Source organism: Pseudomonas sp. Root569, from assembly GCF_001427465.1.
Classification (GTDB): Bacteria; Pseudomonadota; Gammaproteobacteria; order Pseudomonadales; family Pseudomonadaceae; genus Aquipseudomonas; species Aquipseudomonas synxantha.
In genome coordinates, this window is record NZ_LMGQ01000023.1 from 102650 (window position 1) to 122330 (window position 19681).

The window sequence follows — 19681 nt, forward strand, 5'->3', positions numbered from 1 at the left end:
AAGATCCCAAGAGTTATTTATGCGCCGCCTGCTCACCGGCTGTTTTGTCACACTGCTGCTGTTGCTTAACACCCTGGTGCTGTTCGGGCCGCTGATGGTGTTTGCCTTGCTCAAGCTGGTGGCCCCGGGTCGCTTTCGCGACTATATGTCCTGGGCGGTGATGTGGATCGCCGAGACCTGGGCCGAGATCGACAAGCTGATCTTTTCGCTGTGCATTCCGACCCAATGGGACATCCGCGGTGGCGATGACCTGCGCGGTGACACCTCCTACCTCGTCATCAGTAACCACCAGTCCTGGGTCGATATCCCGGCGCTGATCCAGGCACTGAACCGGCGCACGCCGTTCTTCAAGTTCTTCCTGAAAAAAGAGCTGATCTGGGTGCCCTTCCTCGGCCTGGCCTGGTGGGCGCTGGATTATCCGTTCATGAAGCGCTACACCAAGGCCTTCCTGGCCAAGCACCCGGAACTGGCGGGCCAGGACTTGAAGATCACCAAGCAGGCCTGCGAGCTGTTCAAGCGCCAGCCGGTGACGGTGGTCAATTACCTGGAAGGTACGCGCTTCAACGCGACCAAGCACAAGCAGCAGAATTCACCTTTTACGCGCCTGCTAAAACCCAAGGCGGGCGGCGTGGCGTTTGTACTGGCGGCGATGGGTGAACAGCTGGACGCGGTACTTGATGTGACCGTGGTCTATCCACAGCAAAAGATTCCGGGGTTCTGGGACTTGATCAGCGGAGCGGTGCCGAAGGTGATCATTGACATCCGCACTCGCGATCTGGACCCGGCGTTATGGCAGGGGGACTATGAGAATGATCCGGCGTTCCGCCAGACCGTCCAGAACTGGGTGAACCAGCTCTGGATGGAGAAAGATGCGCGCATCGACCAACTGCGCGCGGGGCGGGCCTAGCTGCCAGTACCCCAGGCTTGGGCGAGTTTGCTAAGCACTGAATTGCTGGCGCCCTGGCCGCCCAGGTATTGCAGGATCACCGGGGCAAACTGGCTGACCATCCCGCTATCCATGCCCAGCGCACTGAACGCGGTATTCAGGTCATTGGTGTTCTTCACGTCACCCAGCAAACCATCAAGGCCGCTGGTCTTGCTGCCACCCTTCTGGCCGAGCAGGCCGCTCAAGGCGCCAAGGCTGCCCAATGCGTTGTTGCCCGACAACTGATCGAGACCCGGCACGCTGTTGCCCAGTTGCGAATAGTCGTTGCCACTCAGTTTGTTCTTGGCCAGGCCCAGCATCGCGCCGGTACCACCGACAGCCTGTTCGGGGGTGATGTTGAGTTGCGAAGTCAGGGCGCTGAGCAAGCCGGCCGTCTCGGACGACGGTGCAGCGGCTGCGGCCTTGTTGTTACCGCCTTGCATGCCCGAGATGGCATTGGCCGCGTCGCCAAGGCTGAAGCCTGCGGCGAACACCGGGCCTGCTGCCAGGGTCATCACACAGGAAAGGGCGAAACCGCGTGAAATCTTCATCAAGACAACCTCTGAATGTGGGAGCAAAAGCAGGCGTTGGACTGGGTATCTCGTCGGTTGTTCCAAGGCCACCCTGGAACCCATCGAGGATAAGGGGGTCCATGCACTGACTACAAAATTTGTCAGGAAGAGACTTATGACTGCGATCCAACCCCAAGTGATTGAGCAAAAGCCTCCGTTCTGGAGCCGCCCGCGCCTGTTCATCGGCGCCTGTGTGGTAGTGGTTGCCGGCATCGGCGGCGCCCTTTACACCCAGGACAGCGTCAAGTCCGCCGCTACGCTGGTGACCACTACCCAGCAGCCAGCGGCACAGATCATGGCCCACAAGGATTACCTGGAAGTGCAGCCGATTGCCTCCACGGCGCCAGCACCGGACCAGAGCCTGGAGCTGTGGGCCATTCCTGAAGGTGGCACGCCGGTTTCGTTAGGGCTGCTGCCGGAAGACGGCAAGGGCATCATTGGCCTCAACCCGCGCCAGCAGGAATCGATCAGCAAGCCGGTGGAGTTGATGGTGAGCTCGGAGAGCAAGGGCGGCTCGGTGAGCAAACAGCCGACAGGCCCGACCATTTACCAGGGTGCGCTGGCCACACGCTGATCCCCCTCCCACATTTGATCTTCAGTGCAGCCTTAAGCGGCAGACGCAAAAAAGGGCGACCCACGGGTCGCCCTTTTTCATTTGCCCAACGCTTTACGCTGCACTGAACAACTTATGCGGATCAATCACAAACTTCTTCGGCACACCCGCATCGAACTCGCCATACCCACGTGGCGCATCGTCCAGGCTGATCACCTGTACGCCAACGATCTCGGCAATGTTGATCCGGTCCCACATGATCGCCTGCATCAGCTGGCGGTTGTACTTCATCACCGGCGTCTGCCCGGTGTGGAAGCTGTGGGATTTGGCCCAGCCCAGGCCAAAGCGAATGCTCAGGCTGCCCATTTTCGCGGCGGCATCCACCGCGCCTGGATCTTCAGTGACATACAGGCCGGGAATACCGATTTTGCCTGCCACACGTACCACGCCCATCAGTGAGTTGAGCACGGTGGCCGGAGCTTCGGCCTTGACGCCGTCGTGACCATGGCCGCGTGCCTCAAAGCCCACGCAGTCGACAGCGCAGTCCACTTCCGGCTCGCCCAGCAGTGCGGCGATTTGTTCGTGCAACGGTGTATCGGTGGACAGGTCGACAATCTCAAAGCCCTGGGCCTTGGCGTGTGCCAGGCGGATCGAGTTGACGTCGCCGATGATCACCACCGCCGCACCGAGCAGGCGAGCAGAGGCGGCAGCCGCCAGGCCGACCGGGCCGGCACCGGCAATGTAGACGGTGCTGCCTGGGCCAACGCCGGCAGTGACAGCGCCGTGATAACCGGTGGGCAGGATGTCGGAGAGGCAGGTCAGGTCGCGGATTTTCTCCATGGCCTTGTCGCGGTCGGGCAGTTTGAGCAGGTTGAAGTCGGCATACGGCACCAGCACGTATTCGGCCTGGCCGCCGGTCCAATCACCCATGTCCACATAACCGTAGGCACCACCGGCACGGGCCGGGTTGACGGTCAGGCATACGCCGGTGTGTTGTTCCTTGCAGGAGCGGCAGCGCCCGCACGCCACGTTGAACGGTACGGAAACCAGGTCACCGATTTTCAGGTTTTCGACGTCGCTGCCCTTCTCGATCACTTCGCCAGTGATCTCGTGACCGAGCACCAGGCCGGTCTGGGCAGTGGTGCGGCCGCGCACCATGTGCTGGTCGGAGCCACAGATGTTGGTGGAGACCACGCGCAGGATGACGCCGTGCTCGATCTTCCTGCCACGGGGGTCCTGCATTTTGGGATAGTCGATTTTCTGTACTTCGACCTTGCCGTTGCCGAGATACACGACACCACGATTACCAGACATGCTTTCACCTCGCTGTTGTTTTTGTGGAACTGCGTTGCCGCTTGGGTGGGCAGCGCGTTTAAGTGCTCGGGTACAGATGCTGTTTTTGCGTTGTTTGTGAGGGCCTCATCGGGGGCAAGCCCCCTCCCACATTGGGAATGCAATCTCCTGTGGGAGGGGGCTTGCCCCCGATGGCGCCAGTCAGAGCACCACCGTCCGATTGGCGTTCAAAAACACCCGTCGCTCAATGTGATACCCAACGGCCCGCGCCAAGGTCAGCCCTTCGATATCCCGCCCCTTGGCAATCAAGTCCTCGGGGTAGTGGCTATGGTCTACCACCTCCACACCCTGGGCGATGATCGGCCCCTCATCCAAATCGTTATTGATGTAATGCGCCGTCGCGCCCACCAGTTTCACACCCTTGTTGTACGCCTGGTGATAGGGCTTGGCGCCCTTGAAACCCGGCAGCAACGAGTGATGGATATTGATGGCCTTGCCATCCAGCTTGCGGCACAGTTCCGGCGACAGCACCTGCATGTAACGCGCAAGGATGACCAGCTCGGCGCCAGTGTCTTCCACCACCTGCCACACCTGACGCTCCTGGGACGGTTTGTCGTTGGGGTCGAGCGGGAAATGGTAGTAGGGAATCTGGTGCCAGTCGGCCAACGGCTTGAGATCGGGATGGTTGGAGACCACCGCAACCACGTCCATCGACAGCTGACCGATGCGCTGGCGATAGAGCAGGTCATTGAGGCAGTGATCGGCCTTGGAGACCATGATCACCACTTTCGGCCGGTAGTTCGGCGCGGTCAGCTCGAAAATCATGCCAAAGGCTTCACCGCGTGTTGCCAGGCCATCGCGAAACGCCTGCTCATCGAAACCGTCCGGCTGGCGGAATTCGACGCGAATAAAAAACCGGCCCGAGAGACGATCATCGAACGAATGGTGTTCAGTGACATAGCAGCCCTGCTCGAACAGATAGCGGGTGACCGCGTCCACCGTGCCGAGCACGCTGGGGCAGTCGGCGGTCAAAATCCATGTATCGGGTGCGCGGCTCATGGGTCACTCCTCAGGCTTGGACACTCAGGCCAAACTCGGCCGAGGCATCCTGCAACCACAACCACCAGTAATCAGAGAAGCTGCGAAGGATCACCAGCTCCCAGGTGTCTTCAGCGGTATGGCGGATCACCAGTTGCGACTTGGCGAACACTGTGCCCACTGCCTTGCCCACCGGGAAGTTGTTGGGGTGCACGTCGTAGCTGGTGGACTTCATCAGCACATCGCGCACATTAGGGCCGCTGAGTTCGAGAACCTGCTGGCCGCCGCTGACGTTGACGATCTGGATGTGCAAATCACCCAAGGCGGCACGCAGGTTCTGTTCGGCGGCGAATTCTTCACCGCTTGGCACGATCAGCAACCACTCATCCGGGCCGAGCCACTGCAGGCTGGTTTCGCCTTTGACGACCACGCTCAGTGGGCCGGGAAGCTCAATGCCGACGGCCTTGTGTACGCCAGCGGCGAAGGCGGCATCATGGCCATCACCGCGGATAGTCAGGTGGCCGAGGAGTTTCTTTTCGCGCACGGTCACGCCGGCGTTCTTGCGGCCCTTGCCGACCAGGCTGGCGAGGTCGGCATGGTGCAGCGACGACTCGGCCTTGGCACCGGTGGTGGGGCGTTGTTGGTAAACGTTGGCTGCTGTCATAAAGCACCTTTCCTGAATTCTGTTGTGAGGCTGATGGCCTCATCGGGAGCAAGCCCCCTCCCACATTTTGATTTGTGAATACCTTCAAATGTGGGAGGGGGCTTGCTCCCGATGGCCGCGACGCGGTCTATCAGATGTTCTGGCGATCTCCTTTCGGATCGAAGAACACCGAAGGCACAATTTCCGCCTCGATCACGCTGCCATCGGCCTGCGGTGAGAACACCCGCTCGCCGATGCGCTTCAAGCCGCCCTTCACCACTGCCATCGCAAACGAATAGCCGAGGGAGTTGTGCGCATAGCTTGAAGTGACATGACCGACCATCTTCATCGGGATCGTCTGCTTCGGATCGAACACCAGCTGCGCGCCTTCCGGCAGCCACACGTTCGGATCAATCGGCTTCAAGCCCACCAGTTGCTTGCGCTCTTCACGCACGCAGTCTTCGCGGTTCATGCCACGCCAGCCGATCCACGAGAACGGTTTGGTGCGGCCCACACACCAGCCCATGTTCAGGTCGTCCGGGGTCATCGAGCCGTCGGTGTCTTGCCCAACGATGATGAAGCCCTTCTCGGCGCGCAATACGTGCATGGTCTCGGTGCCGTACGGAGTCAGGTTGTACTTCTTGCCCGCCTCGACGATCTGTTCCAGCACGCCCATGGCGTAGTCGGCCTGCACGTTGACTTCGTACGACAGCTCACCGGTAAACGAGATGCGGAACACCCGCGCCGGTACGCCGCCGACCTGGCCTTCCTTCCAGGTCATGAACGGGAAACCGTCCTTGTCCAGGTCGATGTCGGTCACTTCACTCAGCAGCTTGCGGCTGTTGGGGCCGGACAGGGTCATGGTCGCCCAGTGGTCGGTGACCGAGGTGAAGTACACCTTGAGGTCCGGCCATTCGGTCTGTTGGTAAATTTCCAGCCACTGGAGAACGCGCGCCGCGCCGCCGGTGGTGGTGGTCATCAGGAAGTGGTTGTCGGCCAGGCAGGCGGTGACACCGTCGTCGAAGACCATGCCGTCTTCCTTGCACATCAGGCCATAACGCGCCTTGCCCACGTCGAGCTTGGTCCAGGCATTGCTGTAGATGCGGTTGAGGAACTCGCGGGCGTCCGGGCCCTGGATATCGATCTTGCCGAGGGTGGAGGCATCCAGCAGGCCGACGCTGTCACGCACCGCCAGGCATTCGCGCTTCACCGCGGCATGCAGGTCTTCACCGTTGCGCGGGAAATACCAGGGGCGCTTCCACTGGCCGACGTCTTCAAATTCGGCGCCATTCTTCACGTGCCAGGCGTGCAAGGCGGTGTAGCGTACCGGTTCGAAGATGTGCCCACAGTGACGCCCTGCTATCGCACCGAAGGTCACGGGCGTGTAGTTGGGACGGAACATGGTGGTGCCCATCTGCGGGATGGTCACGTTCAGCGAGCGCGCGGCAATCGCCAGGCCGTTGACGTTACCCAGCTTGCCCTGGTCGGTGCCGAAGCCGAGTGCGGTGTAGCGCTTGACGTGTTCCACCGACTCGAAACCTTCGCGGGTGGCCAGTTCGATGGCAGCAGCGGTGACGTCATTTTGCAGGTCGACAAATTGCTTTGGCGCCCGTGCGGTAGCTTTCTCGTGGGGCACCTGGAACAGCGCCAGGGTCGGTTCTTCCAGACGGCTCAAGGCCTTTGGCAGCGTACCTTCCACCGGCGCAAAACCGGCTTCGCTGGCGGCGCGCACGCCGCCTTCAAAACCATCGGCCAGGGAATCGCCAAGCCCATAGACGCCGTTGATGCCGCCGACGCATACGCGTTTCTGTGGTGCTTCACCCGGTACGAAACCGAGGATGTCTTCGCGCCAGGTCGGCTTGCCACCCAAGTGCGAGGCCAAGTGAACCACCGGGCTGTAGCCGCCGGAACTGGCCACCAGGTCGCAGTCCAGCCATTCGCCGGGGCTGGTGACTTTATGCGCTTTGACATCGATGGCGGCGACGCGCACACCGGTCACATGCTTGCTGCCACGGGCTTCGATCACGGCGCTGCCGGTGAGGATGCGAATGCCTTTGGCGCGGGCCTCCTCAACCAGGGCGCCGCGGGGGTTGTGGCGTGCATCGGCTACGGCGACGACTTGGAGACCGGCATCGAACCAGTCCAGTGCTACGCGGTAGGCGTGGTCGTTGTTGGTCGACAGCACCAGCTTTTTACCCGGTGCCACGCCGTAACGACGCACGTAGGTTGAAACCGCACCGGCGAGCATATTGCCCGGCACGTCGTTATTGCCGTACACCAATGGACGCTCGCACGCACCCGTCGCCAGTACCACGCGCTTGGCACGTACGCGGTGGATACGCTGGCGTACCACACCAATCGGCGCACGGTCGCCGAGATGATCGGTAAGGCGCTCGTGGATAGTCAGGAAGTTATGGTCGTGGTAACCGTTGACGGTGGCGCGGGGCAGCAGCACCACGTCCGGCAGGGCTTTGAGTTCAGCGATCACGCTGGCAACCCATTCGGTGGCCGGCTTGCCGTCGAGGCTTTCGCGGGAGTCGAGCAAAGACCCGCCGAACTCTTCCTGCTCATCGGCGATGATCACGCGCGCACCGCTGCGGGCGGCAGCCAGTGCAGCGGCGAGGCCAGCAGGGCCTGCGCCGACGATCAGCACGTCGCAGTGACGGTTGAAGTTGTCGTAGGTGTCCGGATCATTCTCGGTCGGCGAGCGGCCAAGACCGGCGGCTTTACGAATGTACTTCTCGTAGGTCATCCAGAACGATTGCGGGTACATGAAGGTTTTGTAGTAGAAACCCGGCGGCATCAGCTTGCCGCCGACCTTGCCGAGAATCCCCATCATGTCGTTGTTGACGCTCGGCCAGCCGTTGGTGCTGGTGGCGACCAAACCCTGGTACAGCGCCTGCTGGGTAGCACGCACGTTGGGAATCTGGGTAGCTTCGGTGGCGCCGATCTGCAGCACTGCGTTCGGCTCTTCGGCGCCGGCGGCGAAAATGCCCCGTGGGCGCGAGTACTTGAAGCTGCGACCGATGATGTCGACGCCGTTGGCCAGCAACGCGGCGGCCAGGGTATCGCCTTCAAAGCCTTTGTAAGTCTGGCCGTTGAAACTGAAAGTCAGGACTTTATTGCGGTCGATGCGGCCACCGTTGGACAGGCGATTGATCTGGCTCATACCTTCTCTCCAGAAGCCTTGGCGGTGAACTGGGGTTTTTCGCCAATCTTGTAGGTTTCAAGAATTTCGTAGGTGACGGTGTCGCGGGTAGCGTTGAAGTACTGGCGGCAACCGGCGGCATGGATCCACAGCTCGTGGTGCAGGCCGCGAGGGTTGTCGCGGAAGAACATGTAGTCGCCCCACTCTTCATCGGTGCAGGCATTCGGATCCAGTGGGCGCGGGATATGCGCTTGGCCGGACGCATGGAATTCCTCTTCGGAGCGCAGTTCGCCACAGTGAGGACAGAAGATATGCAACATAGGGAATTTCTCCTGTTAGTGGGCGACGGCCGCAGCGCCGTGTTCGTCGATCAGCGCACCGTTGTGGAAACGGTCGATGGAGAAAGGCGCAGCCAATGGGTGCATTTCACCTTTGGCCAGGCTGGCAGCAAAGACGTTGCCTGAACCCGGGGTGGCCTTGAAGCCACCGGTGCCCCAACCGCAGTTGAAGAACATGTTCGGTACCGGGGTCTTGGAGATGATCGGGCAGGCGTCCGGCGTGGTGTCGACGATACCGCCCCACTGGCGGTTCATGCGCACCCGCGACAGCACCGGGAACATCTCGACGATGGCCTGGATGGTGTGTTCGATTACCGGGTACGAGCCGCGCTGGCCGTAGCCGTTGTAGCCGTCGATACCGGCGCCGATCACCAGGTCGCCCTTGTCGGACTGGCTGATGTAGCCGTGCACGGCGTTGGACATGATCACGCTGTCGATAATCGGCTTGATCGGCTCCGACACCAGGGCTTGCAACGGGTGGGATTCGATCGGCAGGCGGAACCCGGCAAGCGAGGCCATGTGCCCGGAATTACCGGCGGTGACTACGCCGACGCGCTTGGCGCCGATAAAGCCCTTGTTGGTTTCCACACCGATGCACACGCCGTTTTCCTTGCGGAAGCCAATCACTTCAGTCTGCTGGATCAAGTCCACGCCCAAAGCATCGGCGGCACGGGCGAAGCCCCAGGCCACGGCATCGTGACGGGCCACACCGCCGCGCCGTTGCACGGTGGCGCCCAGGACGGGGTAGCGGGTGTTTTTCGAGCAGTCCAGGTACGGAATCTCGTCGGCCACTTGCTTGGCATTGAGCAATTCGCCGTCCACGCCGTTGAGGCGGTTGGCGCTGACGCGGCGTTCGGAATCACGGATGTCCTGCAGGGTGTGGCACAGGTTGTAGACGCCGCGCTGGGAGAACATCACGTTGTAGTTCAAGTCCTGAGACAAACCTTCCCAGAGCTTCATCGCGTGTTCATACAAATGCGCCGACTCGTCCCACAGGTAGTTGGACCGCACGATGGTGGTGTTGCGCGCCGTGTTACCACCGCCCAGCCAGCCCTTCTCGACCACGGCCACGTTGGTGATGCCGTGCTCCTTGGCCAGGTAGTAGGCGGTCGCCAGACCATGCCCGCCGCCGCCGACGATGACCACGTCGTAGACTTTTTTCGGCGTCGGCGTGCGCCACATTTTCTGCCAGTTTTCGTGATGGCTGAGGGAGTGCTTGAAGAGGCCGAAGCCTGAGTAGCGTTGCATAGTCATTACTCCAAAACCGCGCTCAGCGATAAACCGGGAAATCAGCGCACAGGGCAGACACGTGCTTGGCCACGTTGGCCTCCACATCGGCATCGCCGAGGTTGTCGAGGATGTCGCAGATCCAGCCAGCCAGTTCGATGCATTGCGGCACCTTGAAACCACGCGTGGTCACCGCCGGAGTGCCGATGCGCAGGCCCGAGGTCACGAACGGCGATTGCGGGTCGTTCGGCACTGCGTTCTTGTTGACGGTGATGTGGGCGCGACCGAGGGCGGCGTCCGCCTCTTTGCCGGTGAGGCCCTGGCGGATCAGGCTGACCAGGAACAGGTGGTTGTCGGTACCACCGGAGACCACGTCATACCCGCGCTTGATAAACACGCCGGCCATGGCCTGGGCATTGTCGATCACTTGTTGCTGGTAGGCCTTGAAGCCTGGCTCCTGGGCTTCCTTGAAGCACACTGCCTTGCCGGCGATCACATGCATCAGCGGGCCGCCCTGGGCACCGGGGAATACCGCGGCGTTGAGTTTCTTTTCGATCTCTTCGTTGGCCTTGGCCAGGATCAGGCCGCCACGCGGACCGCGCAGGGTCTTGTGAGTGGTGGTGGTGACCACATCGGCGTAGGGCAGCGGGTTCGGGTACAGGCCAGCGGCGACCAGACCAGCGACGTGGGCCATGTCGACAAACAGCAGAGCGCCAACTTTGTCGGCGATGGCGCGAAAGCGTGGGAAATCCAGGGTCTTGGAGTAGGCAGAAAAACCGGCCACCACCATCTTCGGCTTGTGCTCCACCGCCAGGCGCTCGACTTCGTCGTAGTCGATCAGGCCAGTGTCGGTGTTAATGCCGTACTGCACCGCGTTATACAGCTTGCCCGAGGACGACACCTTGGCGCCGTGGGTCAGGTGACCGCCGTGGGCCAGGCTCATCCCAAGGATGGTATCACCGGCGTTCAGCAGCGCCAGGTACACCGCACTGTTGGCCGAGGAGCCTGAGTGCGGCTGCACGTTGGCGTAATCGGCACCGAACAGCTGCTTGGCGCGTTCAATGGCCAGGGCCTCGACCTTGTCCACATGTTCGCAGCCGCCGTAGTAGCGCTTGCCCGGGTAGCCCTCGGCGTATTTGTTGGTCAGGCCGCTGCCCTGGGCTTGCATGACGCGCTTGCTGGTGTAGTTCTCCGACGCGATCAGCTCGATATGGTCTTCCTGACGCTGCTCTTCGGCATTCATCGCCGCCAACAGTGCGTCGTCATATCCCTGGATCTGGTCTTGTTTGCTGAACATCGCGTCTCTCCCAGCCTTTCGTATTGTTGAGGCCCGTGCAGGGCCCTTTGATGCGATGGTAGGGCTGGCGCAGACAGGCCAAATGCCTGCGCACGCCACGCAAAGGTGCGTTTACGACATTGACCAAACAACACCGAACAAATGTGGAACAGGGCTTGTGTGGGAGGGGGCTTGCTCCCTCCCACAGGGGTTAGGCGATGATCTGACGGACGAATAGCAGCAGGAGGAAGTGCAGCGGATAGAGGGTGTAGGCCCAGCGGCGCATTGCGGGCGGTGAGGCGCTACGGGCGTGTCGCAATAAAACCATCCCCGCCAATGGCGCAATCAGACAGATCGCCAACCCGGAAAGCGCCACAGGCGTGCCGCTATTGAGCAAAATCTGCCATTGATTCGCGGCGACGCAGACCAAACCCGGCAGCACGCTGAAATACCAGGGCCTGCGAAACACCAGCAACATCGCCAGCGGCAGCAACCCACCAAAGAAACCGAACATCAACTGAGTTGAAAATACTGCCGCCATTGTCACGGCGATCAGCGCCAATCCTCGATCAAGCAACGCCTTCTGCTGCCAACCTCGGACAACCAGCAGGCCCAGCGCCAGGGTCGGCAACACATTCAATGTATCGGCATCATCGATAAACATCCGATACGGCACTTCGCTGATCACGCTAAACAGTAGCAACCAACCCAGGTAGCGCCAATGACCGGTCACCGGCGCGTTCCGGAGCCGATCCACATTGGCTGCAATCGCCAGGCAAAACCACGGGAACGCCAGGCGCCCCGGCACATACAGGCCATCCAGGCTTAACCCGACGTAGCGCAGGTGGTCCAGCACCATGCTCAGCAACGCCAGCCACTTGAGCAAGTCCAATGCGCCATCACGGACACGTCCTACAGGAGCCGTTACAGTACTGTGCATAATTCCCCAGTGACTTTGCATTTACAGTGCGTGCGCCTCCTCGACAATCTTGGTTAAAGTGCGCACCAACATCGACCACAGGAATGGGCCATGACCGACAAGAGCCAACAATTCGCCAGCGACAACTATTCCGGCATCTGCCCGGAAGCCTGGGCCGCCATGGAACAAGCCAACCACGGCCATCAACGCGCCTACGGCGATGATGAATGGACCCACCGTGCCGCTGACGGTTTCCGCAATCTGTTCGAGACCGACTGCGAGGTATTCTTTGCCTTCAACGGTACGGCAGCCAACTCCCTGGCGCTCTCCTCGCTGTGCCAGAGCTACCATAGCGTGATTTGCTCGGAAACCGCCCACGTCGAAACCGACGAATGCGGCGCGCCAGAGTTCTTCTCCAACGGTTCCAAGCTGCTCACCGCCCGCACCGAAAACGGCAAGCTGACTCCAGAATCGATCCGCGAAATCGCGCTCAAGCGCCAGGACATCCACTACCCCAAGCCGCGCGTGGTCACCCTGACCCAGGCCACCGAAGTCGGCAGCGTCTACACCCCGGAAGAAATCCGCGCCATCAGCGCCACCTGCAAGGAACTGGGCCTGAACCTGCACATGGACGGCGCGCGGTTCTCCAACGCCTGTGCTTTCCTCGGTTGCTCACCGGCTGACCTGACCTGGAAAGCCGGCGTGGACGTGCTGTGCTTTGGCGGTACCAAGAACGGCATGGCGGTAGGTGAAGCGATCCTGTTCTTCAACCATAAGCTGGCCGAAGACTTCGACTACCGCTGCAAGCAGGCCGGCCAGTTGGCGTCGAAAATGCGCTTTCTGTCGGCCCCCTGGGTGGGCCTGCTGGAAAACGACGCCTGGCTCAAGCATGCACGCCATGCCAATCACTGTGCGCAACTGCTGAGCAGCCTGGTATCAGACATCCCCGGTGTGGAGCTGATGTTCCCGGTACAGGCCAACGGCGTGTTCCTGCAGCTCTCGGAACCGGCCATTGCGGCGTTGACGGCCAAGGGCTGGCGCTTCTACACCTTCATCGGCAAAGGTGGCGCGCGGTTCATGTGTGCGTGGGATACCGAGGAAGAACGTGTAAGGGAATTGGCTGCGGATATTCGGACAGTGATGGGGGCCTGAAGCTAACGAATACTGGCGGAGTGCCGAGACTGTTTTTTGATATTTCTGACAGGCACGAACTTGGATTTTATTGTCTAGCCTCTTGTTACCCGCAAGGAAAAGCCGCTGCAGAGGCCGCCTTGCGGGGACAACTGCCTGCCGAACAATCGGCCGGAAACGGAAATCCAGCAGAGAGCCAAACCATGGAATATCAAAGCAACAGCAACACTCTTCAGAGCGATGGCACTATCAGCACCACGGTGATTGATTGGGATGAGTTCAGGAAGTGCGCCAAAGTCGGGGATACCATCCGTGAACCCTCAAGGACGCTGAGGATCTACGACAAAGCCTATGAATTGACAGCATCAGGCCAACACTTCGTGGTTCATATCTACGCTCAATAATCATTGACCCTGATTGTTCCCACGCTCAGCGTGGGAACAATCAACTGCTTTAAAACTCGATGCGCACATCCCCCTTCGGCACACTGCAGCACGACAGGATATAGCCCTCGGCTTCGTCTTCCTCGGTAATGCCGCCGTTGTGCTCCATCTCCACCTCGCCGCCCAGCTTCATCACCTTGCATGTCCCGCAGATGCCCATGCCGCAGGCCTTGGGAATCAGCAGGCCGAGCTTGGCGGCCGCGGCGTGCACCGTTTCACCCGGTGCTACACGAATGCTCTTGCCGGAGGCAATGAACTCCACCTGGTGCAGATCCGCCAAGTCGATCTCCGGCGCATCCGCCGCTTGCTCGGCTTGCTCCACTGCATCGGCCCGCGCTTCTGGCGGCGTCGCGCCAAAGGACTCTTCGTGATAGCGCGCCATATCGAAACCAGCGGCTTCGAGCAGGCGCTTCACCGCGCTCATGTAGGGCGTCGGGCCGCAGCAGAACACTTCGCGCTCGAGGAAGTCCGGCACCATCAGTTCCAGCATCTTGTGGTTCAGGTAACCACGGTACCCGGCCCAAGGCTCTCCCAAACCATGCTTTTCGCAGATCAGGTGCAGACTGAAGTTGTCGATTCGCGACGCCATGTGCTCCAGCTCGCGGTGGTAGATGATGTCCTTGGGCGAGCGGGCGCTGTGAACAAAGGTCATGTCGACATTCGCGTTGGTGTCGTAGAACCAACGGGCCATGGACATGACTGGGGTGATACCGACGCCGCCGCTGAGGTACAGCACTTTCGGGCTGGGAAAGTCGATGGCATTGAACAGCCCCACCGGGCCGTGCACCGCCAGCTCCTGCCCTTCATGCAGCGTGTCGTGCAGCCAGTTGGAGACCTTGCCGCCCGGTACGCGCTTGATGGTTACCGAAAAGCTGTAGGGCACCGAGGGCGAACTGGAAATCGTATACGAGCGCATGATCGGCTGGCCTTCGATTTCCAGCTCCAGGGTGACGAATTGCCCGGGCTTGAAAAAGAACAGGATCGGCTGGTCAGCCATGAAGCAGAAGGTGCGCACGTCCCAGGTTTCCTGGATGACTTTGACGCAACGGACGATGTGTCGACCATTGGCCCAGGTCTGGGTGGTTACCGGATTCAGGAAATTGCTAGACATGTTGTTCTCCACCGCCGACGTCGGCCTTATGGTGGCGATTCTGCGTAACGCCGGGGCCACCCATTTACCTATCTGCGACATTCACATACTTACGGCGACCAGCCCCCAACTACCGGGGGTTGCGCGTCGGGATCAGATTGCGCCATGTCGCCCATGGATAAGGTTCGACGCAACGCCGGGCCCACACTCGCTCCCAACAAAGACGCTTTCTTTACGCCTTGCAACGCAACAACCGTAGCCACTTATCCCGGCCACACAGAATGGCCACGAGGACACATACGATGGACGTCACCGCAACCTTAAGCTTGGGCGATCCGCTGGAACCCGCACGCAAGGCCACCGCGCAAATGCTGCACGAGCGCGAGCGCACCTTTTCACTGCCGCAGCCGTTTTACTCTGATGAGCGGTTGTTTGATATCGACATGCAGGAGATCTTCCAGAAAGAGTGGTTGATCGCCGGCATGACCTGCGAAATCCCTACCAAGGGCAACTACCTGACCCTGCAAGTGGGCAAGAACCCGATCATCGTGATCCGTGGCGCCGAAGGCGTGGTGCATGCATTCCACAACGTGTGCCGCCATCGTGGCTCACGCTTGTGCACCAGCGACAAGGGCAAGGTCGCCAAGCTGGTCTGCCACTACCACCAGTGGACCTACGAGCTGGACGGTCGCCTGTTGTTCGCCGGCACCGAGATGGGCGCTGATTTCGACATGAAGCAGTACGGCCTCAAGCCGGTGAACGTGAAGACCGCCGGCGGCTACATCTTTATCAGCCTGGCCGAGAACCCGCCGGCCATCGATGACTTCCTGTCGACCCTGAATCACTACATGGAACCCTACGACATGGAAAACACCAAGGTGGCGATCCAGACCACCTTGTTCGAAAAGGCCAACTGGAAACTGGTGCTGGAAAACAACCGCGAGTGCTACCACTGCAACGCGTCGCACCCCGAACTGCTCAAAACCCTGCTGGAGTGGGACGACGTCACCGACCCTCGCGCCGACCAAGCTTTCAAGGACCATGTGGCCGCTTCCGCCGCCGCCTGGGATGCCGAGAAGATTCCTTACGCCCACGCCAGTTTCGGCCTGCGCAACCGTATCGTGCGCATGCCGTTGCTCAAGGGCACCGTGTCCATGACCCTCGACGGTAAACAGGGCTGCGCCAAGCTCATGGGCCGTATCAAGAACCCGGACCTGGGTTCGATGCGCATCCTGCACCTGCCCCACTCCTGGAACCACTGCATGGGCGATCACATCATTGTGTTCACCGTGTGGCCGATCAGCGCCCAGGAAACCATGGTCACTACCAAGTGGATCGTGCACAAGGATGCCGTGGAAGGCGTGGACTACGACGTGGAGCGCATGCGCCAGGTGTGGGACGCCACCAACGACCAGGACCGCCGCCTGGCGGAAGAGAACCAACGCGGCATCAACTCCACCGCTTACCAGCCTGGCCCATACTCCAAGACCTATGAGTTTGGCGTGGTGAATTTTGTGGATTGGTACAGCGAGCGCATGTTGAACAACCTGGGCGCCGCACCAGCGCCGTACCTCAAAGGTGTGGCAGCACACGAATAACTGACACCCTATGGATCAAAATGTTGGAGGGGGCTTTTTGTAGGAGCGAGCTTGCTCGCGAAAAACTCACAGGCATCGCGTTTATTCAGGAAGCACGCGTTATCGTTGACGTTTTTCGCGAGCAAGCTCGCTCCTACTGGTATTAGGGCTGGCCCCTTCCCACATTTGAAGCAGGCACTGCTTACTATTTGATCAGTTCTCCCGCAGGCCGCTAACACCCTGCCCTCCAGCCTTCGCCCAACAACTTATCCACAAAGTCACCCACCGCAATTGTGGGCAAGTGCGCGCGCATGCAAATTAAATCAAGAAAATCCGTGACTTATTCAAACTCCCGAGTGCTACGCCGATCTGATCATTTTTTAATCAACCTTCCAGAAGCTTTGATTTACGTGGCTTGCAGCGGTAAGCGAACACCTTATCCACAGATACACCAACAGACTTTGGGGGCAACTTCGTCAGGGCTGTGGAAAAGCGCTTCAACTCTACACAAGCCGGGCCATACAGCAGTCTAAGGCAAAAAAAATCCGAATTTGTTCAAAATTCAACCAGAACCCTGAAAGCCACGTTTTACAAGGGGTGTGGCTGATAGCGAACATCTTATCCACAGAAGCGCCAACAGACTTTGGGGGCAAGTTTCACATTCACCTGTACCGAAAGCATCTAAAAACCTCCGCAAAAACGCAGACTTAGGCTGGCTACTTTTCATACAGGCATCTGCGAGCCTTGCTTTACGTGGCCTGTGGACAACAACAAACACCTTATCCACAGCCACGCGCACAGGGATTGTGGGTAACTGGACGTTTATCCGACTTCGGCCCCCCAATCACTCGTTTTCCAAGGTCGACTAACCTCTTTTATGCAGTTATATCCAACGACCCGGAATTTGAAGCGACATCACGTGCCGCCAGCAACCTGACTTTCCGGGACGACGCAGTTAACGCTCCCATAGGAGAACGGCTGATCCATTGAGTGCCGTTGCATAACACACATTGGTCGTTCCAGCAGTTCGGAACTTGTCTATCTGAATTGAAGGTGAGCTAGTTCATGAAAAATCTACAGCGACATAGAGGGGATCTGATTAAGTGGGCGCTGGCAGTGGCATTTCTACTGCCCGCTCTGGGATGGACGCACGGCGCTGTTGACACCCCCATTGCACGGCAAGTGAAGTGCCAAAAAGATGGAGGTTATTGGAGTTCACAAGACGGCTCCTCCATAAAAGATAAAGGCTGCAGGGGCGCTGCACTGGTATTTGAGACACCTGACAAATGGGCGTATCAATTTCAACAATGGAACGAAGTTGCCCACTTGATCAAGGCACCGGGTTATAACGATCCCGAGACGGTCAAGCGGGAAGTTCCGGATGGCAAGCTGTGTTCGGCAGGTGACGATAAGAAAGACGGCCTGAACCGTGTTTCGGCGGATTGGTATCGGACAGATGTCATTCCTGAAAACGGAAAAATGGACGTTCGGATCATCGGTACCGCACCGCACGTCCCCAGCTTTGCCAAAGTGTTTCTCACAAAACCGGGCTTCGATCCGACCACCGCCCCCTTGACCTGGGATAAGTTGACACTGATACACACTGAGCAACTGACTGTCGCCAGGCAGGATTGGGGCAGCAGCCCACCGGCCATTTCCGGCGCCTCTGGGTATTTCCAGTTCGAAGTTCCCGTGCCTTCGGAACAATCGGGCAAAGCCACCTTGTTTGTGCAGTGGCAACGTATCGATCCGGCGGGGGAAGGGTTTTATAACTGTAGCGATATCAATATCGTCGGGGCCTCGATTCCGGAGGAGTGGTATGAACTGGGTCAGTTCATCGATCCCGTCATGGGCGATCTCAAAGCCGGAGACAAGGTCCATTTCCGAATTCTGGACAATTCGCCGCAAGCCAAGGAAGTGATTGATCTGACCCTGCCAATCACCGCAAGCAATCTGGATGCGAATATTTGGGGCAAGCAACTCAGTGACCGGATCAATCCCGCCGTTGCCAAAGTGGGAGAGAAAAACGGCGGCCGCATCGAGTTCAACCTGACTCGACCTGGTGCCAACGCTGTTTACACGCTGGAAAAAGGCTACAGCCAAGCGATGGCAATTGTTCGAGGAGAGGACCCTGGCCCTGTGGACCCGGCACCGCCAGTAGCGCGAATATCTGGCCCGGCAACACTCAAATCAGGGCAAGCCTTCACATTCTCCGGTGTCTCCTCATCGGGCAGCAACGGCCCCCTGGAGTATGAATGGGCTGTTCCGGGGATGAGACAACCGAAAAACGAACCGACCGTCAGCGGGAATGCCGAATCCGTGAGTCAGACGACTACCTTCACAGCACGCTTGAGCGTTACCGACCAGCAAAACGGCAAAACCGGTGAAGCGACATTCGACTTTACCGTCACGCCAGGAAGCGGTGGGGACTACCCGGCGTACGTTGAGGGCACCGACTATAAGGCAGGAGATATTGTGACCAACGAGGGCAAGAACTTTAAGTGCAAGCCTCACCCCTACACCGGCTGGTGTGCGGGGCCTGCCAGGGCATATGCCCCAGGCACTGGGTCGGATTGGACCCAAGCATGGGACCTGGTTCAATGAGCCGCCCGTGAAGCCGTTCAAATCAGCGCCCGGACAGCCAGCTGCCAAGCCCTGACTTAATGGCCTGAAGAGGACCCGATGTGGGAGCAAGCCCTCTCCCACATTTGGGATGTGCGCTGGTTTTAATTCAGCGCACCACACCCTCCTCCACCAACAACTTGAGAATCGCCTGAGCGCCCTCTTCAGCGCTCAGGCCCTTGAGCACCTGCCCGCCACCTCCGCTGGCCTTGGCCGTCGCTGCTTTCATACGGTCGGCGCCACTCTTGGCCTTGATCACCTTGAGCCGCTTGGGTCGCGGCTTAGCCGGAAGCAGCTGCGCTCCCGTGAATAACTCATCCTGTTCGATCTCGACTTCATGGGCTGCCAGCTCACCCCGCTGCGCCGGGCCATAGGCGCTTTGGCGAGCCTTGGGCGCCGCGTTATCCACAGTGGCGAGAAACGGCAGGCGCACCTTCAAGCGCCGCCGCTGGCCACGGGGCAACGCTTGCAGCACATGCGCCACGCCAGCCTCGATGGATTCCACCTGGGCCAACCCTACAATCAGCGGCCAGCCCAATTGTTCGGCCAACAGGAACGGCAGCATGCCCGAGCCTTCACCGGTTTCGGCCTGGCTGCCGGTGAGTACCACTTGGGCACTGGCATCGCGCAGATACTCAGTGAGTACCGGCAAGGCATCCGAGCCTGGCGGTTGCTCCAGTACCTGCAGTTGCGCCAGGCCCATGCCCAGGTAGCTGCGCAGGGTCGGTTCAGCGATGTTGCCGGCGTGCAGCACCTGCAACTTATCCCCAGCCATTTGCAGGCCCAGCTCGACGGCACGCGCATCCTGCTCCGCACGGCGTGGACGCCCGGAAGTGGGGTGGGCGCCGATGGATACCAGGCTGATTACATTGCTTGTCATGGTCAT

General features: G+C 59.8%; 17 protein-coding genes. 6 read left to right on the forward strand and 11 right to left on the reverse strand.

Going from position 1 to position 19681, the window contains the following annotated elements; genetic code table 11:
* Positions 1-19 precede the first annotated feature (19 nt).
* Complete coding sequence (locus tag ASD70_RS16025; RefSeq protein WP_046069838.1) at positions 20-907, forward strand: acyltransferase; 888 nt, start codon at positions 20-22, stop codon at positions 905-907.
* Here the strand turns inward: ASD70_RS16025 and ASD70_RS16030 are convergent.
* The gene (locus ASD70_RS16030) at positions 904-1476 is read right to left on the reverse strand and encodes a DUF2780 domain-containing protein (RefSeq protein WP_046069839.1); all 573 of its coding nucleotides are present in this window, start codon (positions 1474-1476) and stop codon (positions 904-906) included. The two genes, ASD70_RS16025 and ASD70_RS16030, sit on opposite strands and share 4 nt — an antisense overlap.
* A gap of 136 nt (positions 1477-1612) precedes the next feature.
* Here ASD70_RS16030 and ASD70_RS16035 point away from each other — a divergent pair, with 136 nt between their 5' ends.
* The gene (locus tag ASD70_RS16035; protein WP_046069840.1) at positions 1613-2071 is read left to right on the forward strand and encodes an anti-sigma factor domain-containing protein; all 459 of its coding nucleotides are present in this window, start codon (positions 1613-1615) and stop codon (positions 2069-2071) included.
* 93 nt (positions 2072-2164) lie between these two features.
* On the opposite strand, the gene fdhA is transcribed toward ASD70_RS16035, so the two are convergent.
* The 8 genes from fdhA to ASD70_RS16075 form a co-directional block, all read right to left on the reverse strand.
* Positions 2165-3364: a formaldehyde dehydrogenase, glutathione-independent gene (gene fdhA, locus ASD70_RS16040; RefSeq protein ID WP_005792122.1), complete on the reverse strand. Its 1200-nt coding sequence runs from the start codon at positions 3362-3364 to the stop codon at positions 2165-2167.
* 180 nt (positions 3365-3544) lie between these two features.
* The gene (purU, locus tag ASD70_RS16045; RefSeq protein WP_005792124.1) at positions 3545-4402 is read right to left on the reverse strand and encodes a formyltetrahydrofolate deformylase; all 858 of its coding nucleotides are present in this window, start codon (positions 4400-4402) and stop codon (positions 3545-3547) included.
* 10 nt (positions 4403-4412) lie between these two features.
* Positions 4413-5045, reverse strand: coding sequence for a sarcosine oxidase subunit gamma (locus tag ASD70_RS16050; RefSeq protein WP_056846914.1), 633 nt, complete (start codon positions 5043-5045; stop codon positions 4413-4415).
* A gap of 130 nt (positions 5046-5175) precedes the next feature.
* Positions 5176-8193 (reverse strand): sarcosine oxidase subunit alpha, encoded by a 3018-nt coding sequence (locus tag ASD70_RS16055; protein WP_056846915.1) that lies wholly within the window; start codon positions 8191-8193, stop codon positions 5176-5178.
* Entirely contained in the window at positions 8190-8492 is a 303-nt protein-coding gene (locus tag ASD70_RS16060; protein WP_027605979.1) for a sarcosine oxidase subunit delta, read from the reverse strand. The genes ASD70_RS16055 and ASD70_RS16060 overlap by 4 nt, the downstream gene beginning before the upstream one ends.
* Before the next feature lie 15 nt (positions 8493-8507).
* The gene (locus tag ASD70_RS16065) at positions 8508-9758 is read right to left on the reverse strand and encodes a sarcosine oxidase subunit beta (RefSeq protein WP_010207084.1); all 1251 of its coding nucleotides are present in this window, start codon (positions 9756-9758) and stop codon (positions 8508-8510) included.
* A 22-nt stretch (positions 9759-9780) separates the two neighbouring features.
* Positions 9781-11034 (reverse strand): serine hydroxymethyltransferase, encoded by a 1254-nt coding sequence (glyA, locus tag ASD70_RS16070; protein WP_046069843.1) that lies wholly within the window; start codon positions 11032-11034, stop codon positions 9781-9783.
* 190 nt (positions 11035-11224) lie between these two features.
* Positions 11225-11953 (reverse strand): TraX family protein, encoded by a 729-nt coding sequence (locus ASD70_RS16075; RefSeq protein WP_056846916.1) that lies wholly within the window; start codon positions 11951-11953, stop codon positions 11225-11227.
* Between the two features lie 90 nt (positions 11954-12043).
* Here ASD70_RS16075 and ASD70_RS16080 point away from each other — a divergent pair, with 90 nt between their 5' ends.
* Both ASD70_RS16080 and ASD70_RS29830 read left to right on the forward strand, forming a co-directional pair.
* Complete coding sequence (locus ASD70_RS16080) at positions 12044-13084, forward strand: threonine aldolase family protein (protein ID WP_046069845.1); 1041 nt, start codon at positions 12044-12046, stop codon at positions 13082-13084.
* 182 nt (positions 13085-13266) lie between these two features.
* Positions 13267-13467: a hypothetical protein gene (locus tag ASD70_RS29830; RefSeq protein WP_056846917.1), complete on the forward strand. Its 201-nt coding sequence runs from the start codon at positions 13267-13269 to the stop codon at positions 13465-13467.
* Between the two features lie 49 nt (positions 13468-13516).
* On the opposite strand, the gene gbcB is transcribed toward ASD70_RS29830, so the two are convergent.
* Complete coding sequence (gbcB, locus tag ASD70_RS16090; RefSeq protein WP_043046144.1) at positions 13517-14617, reverse strand: glycine-betaine demethylase subunit GbcB; 1101 nt, start codon at positions 14615-14617, stop codon at positions 13517-13519.
* Between the two features lie 281 nt (positions 14618-14898).
* Here gbcB and gbcA point away from each other — a divergent pair, with 281 nt between their 5' ends.
* Positions 14899-16194 carry a glycine-betaine demethylase subunit GbcA gene (gbcA, locus tag ASD70_RS16095; protein ID WP_046069850.1) on the forward strand — a complete coding sequence of 432 codons (1296 nt, stop codon included), beginning with the start codon at positions 14899-14901 and terminating at the stop codon, positions 16192-16194.
* 1044 nt (positions 16195-17238) lie between these two features.
* Complete coding sequence (locus ASD70_RS16100) at positions 17239-18777, forward strand: lytic polysaccharide monooxygenase (protein WP_056846918.1); 1539 nt, start codon at positions 17239-17241, stop codon at positions 18775-18777.
* Between the two features lie 127 nt (positions 18778-18904).
* On the opposite strand, the gene etfB is transcribed toward ASD70_RS16100, so the two are convergent.
* On the reverse strand, positions 18905-19675 hold the full coding sequence (etfB, locus tag ASD70_RS16105) for an electron transfer flavoprotein subunit beta (RefSeq protein ID WP_056846919.1): 771 nt from the start codon (positions 19673-19675) through the stop codon (positions 18905-18907).
* Positions 19676-19681 lie beyond the last annotated feature (6 nt).

Bases quoted from the DNA above. Each gene is read 5' to 3' on its own strand.
- ASD70_RS16025 (WP_046069838.1), top strand. From the start codon at position 20: ATGCGCCGCCTGCTCACCGGCTGTTTTGTCACACTGCTGCTGTTGCTT.
- ASD70_RS16030 (WP_046069839.1), bottom strand. From the start codon at position 1,476: ATGAAGATTTCACGCGGTTTCGCCCTTTCCTGTGTGATGACCCTGGCA.
- ASD70_RS16035 (WP_046069840.1), top strand. From the start codon at position 1,613: ATGACTGCGATCCAACCCCAAGTGATTGAGCAAAAGCCTCCGTTCTGG.
- fdhA (WP_005792122.1), bottom strand. From the start codon at position 3,364: ATGTCTGGTAATCGTGGTGTCGTGTATCTCGGCAACGGCAAGGTCGAA.
- purU (WP_005792124.1), bottom strand. From the start codon at position 4,402: ATGAGCCGCGCACCCGATACATGGATTTTGACCGCCGACTGCCCCAGC.
- ASD70_RS16050 (WP_056846914.1), bottom strand. From the start codon at position 5,045: ATGACAGCAGCCAACGTTTACCAACAACGCCCCACCACCGGTGCCAAG.
- ASD70_RS16055 (WP_056846915.1), bottom strand. From the start codon at position 8,193: ATGAGCCAGATCAATCGCCTGTCCAACGGTGGCCGCATCGACCGCAAT.
- ASD70_RS16060 (WP_027605979.1), bottom strand. From the start codon at position 8,492: ATGTTGCATATCTTCTGTCCTCACTGTGGCGAACTGCGCTCCGAAGAG.
- ASD70_RS16065 (WP_010207084.1), bottom strand. From the start codon at position 9,758: ATGCAACGCTACTCAGGCTTCGGCCTCTTCAAGCACTCCCTCAGCCAT.
- glyA (WP_046069843.1), bottom strand. From the start codon at position 11,034: ATGTTCAGCAAACAAGACCAGATCCAGGGATATGACGACGCACTGTTG.
- ASD70_RS16075 (WP_056846916.1), bottom strand. From the start codon at position 11,953: ATGCACAGTACTGTAACGGCTCCTGTAGGACGTGTCCGTGATGGCGCA.
- ASD70_RS16080 (WP_046069845.1), top strand. From the start codon at position 12,044: ATGACCGACAAGAGCCAACAATTCGCCAGCGACAACTATTCCGGCATC.
- ASD70_RS29830 (WP_056846917.1), top strand. From the start codon at position 13,267: ATGGAATATCAAAGCAACAGCAACACTCTTCAGAGCGATGGCACTATC.
- gbcB (WP_043046144.1), bottom strand. From the start codon at position 14,617: ATGTCTAGCAATTTCCTGAATCCGGTAACCACCCAGACCTGGGCCAAT.
- gbcA (WP_046069850.1), top strand. From the start codon at position 14,899: ATGGACGTCACCGCAACCTTAAGCTTGGGCGATCCGCTGGAACCCGCA.
- ASD70_RS16100 (WP_056846918.1), top strand. From the start codon at position 17,239: ATGAAAAATCTACAGCGACATAGAGGGGATCTGATTAAGTGGGCGCTG.
- etfB (WP_056846919.1), bottom strand. From the start codon at position 19,675: ATGACAAGCAATGTAATCAGCCTGGTATCCATCGGCGCCCACCCCACT.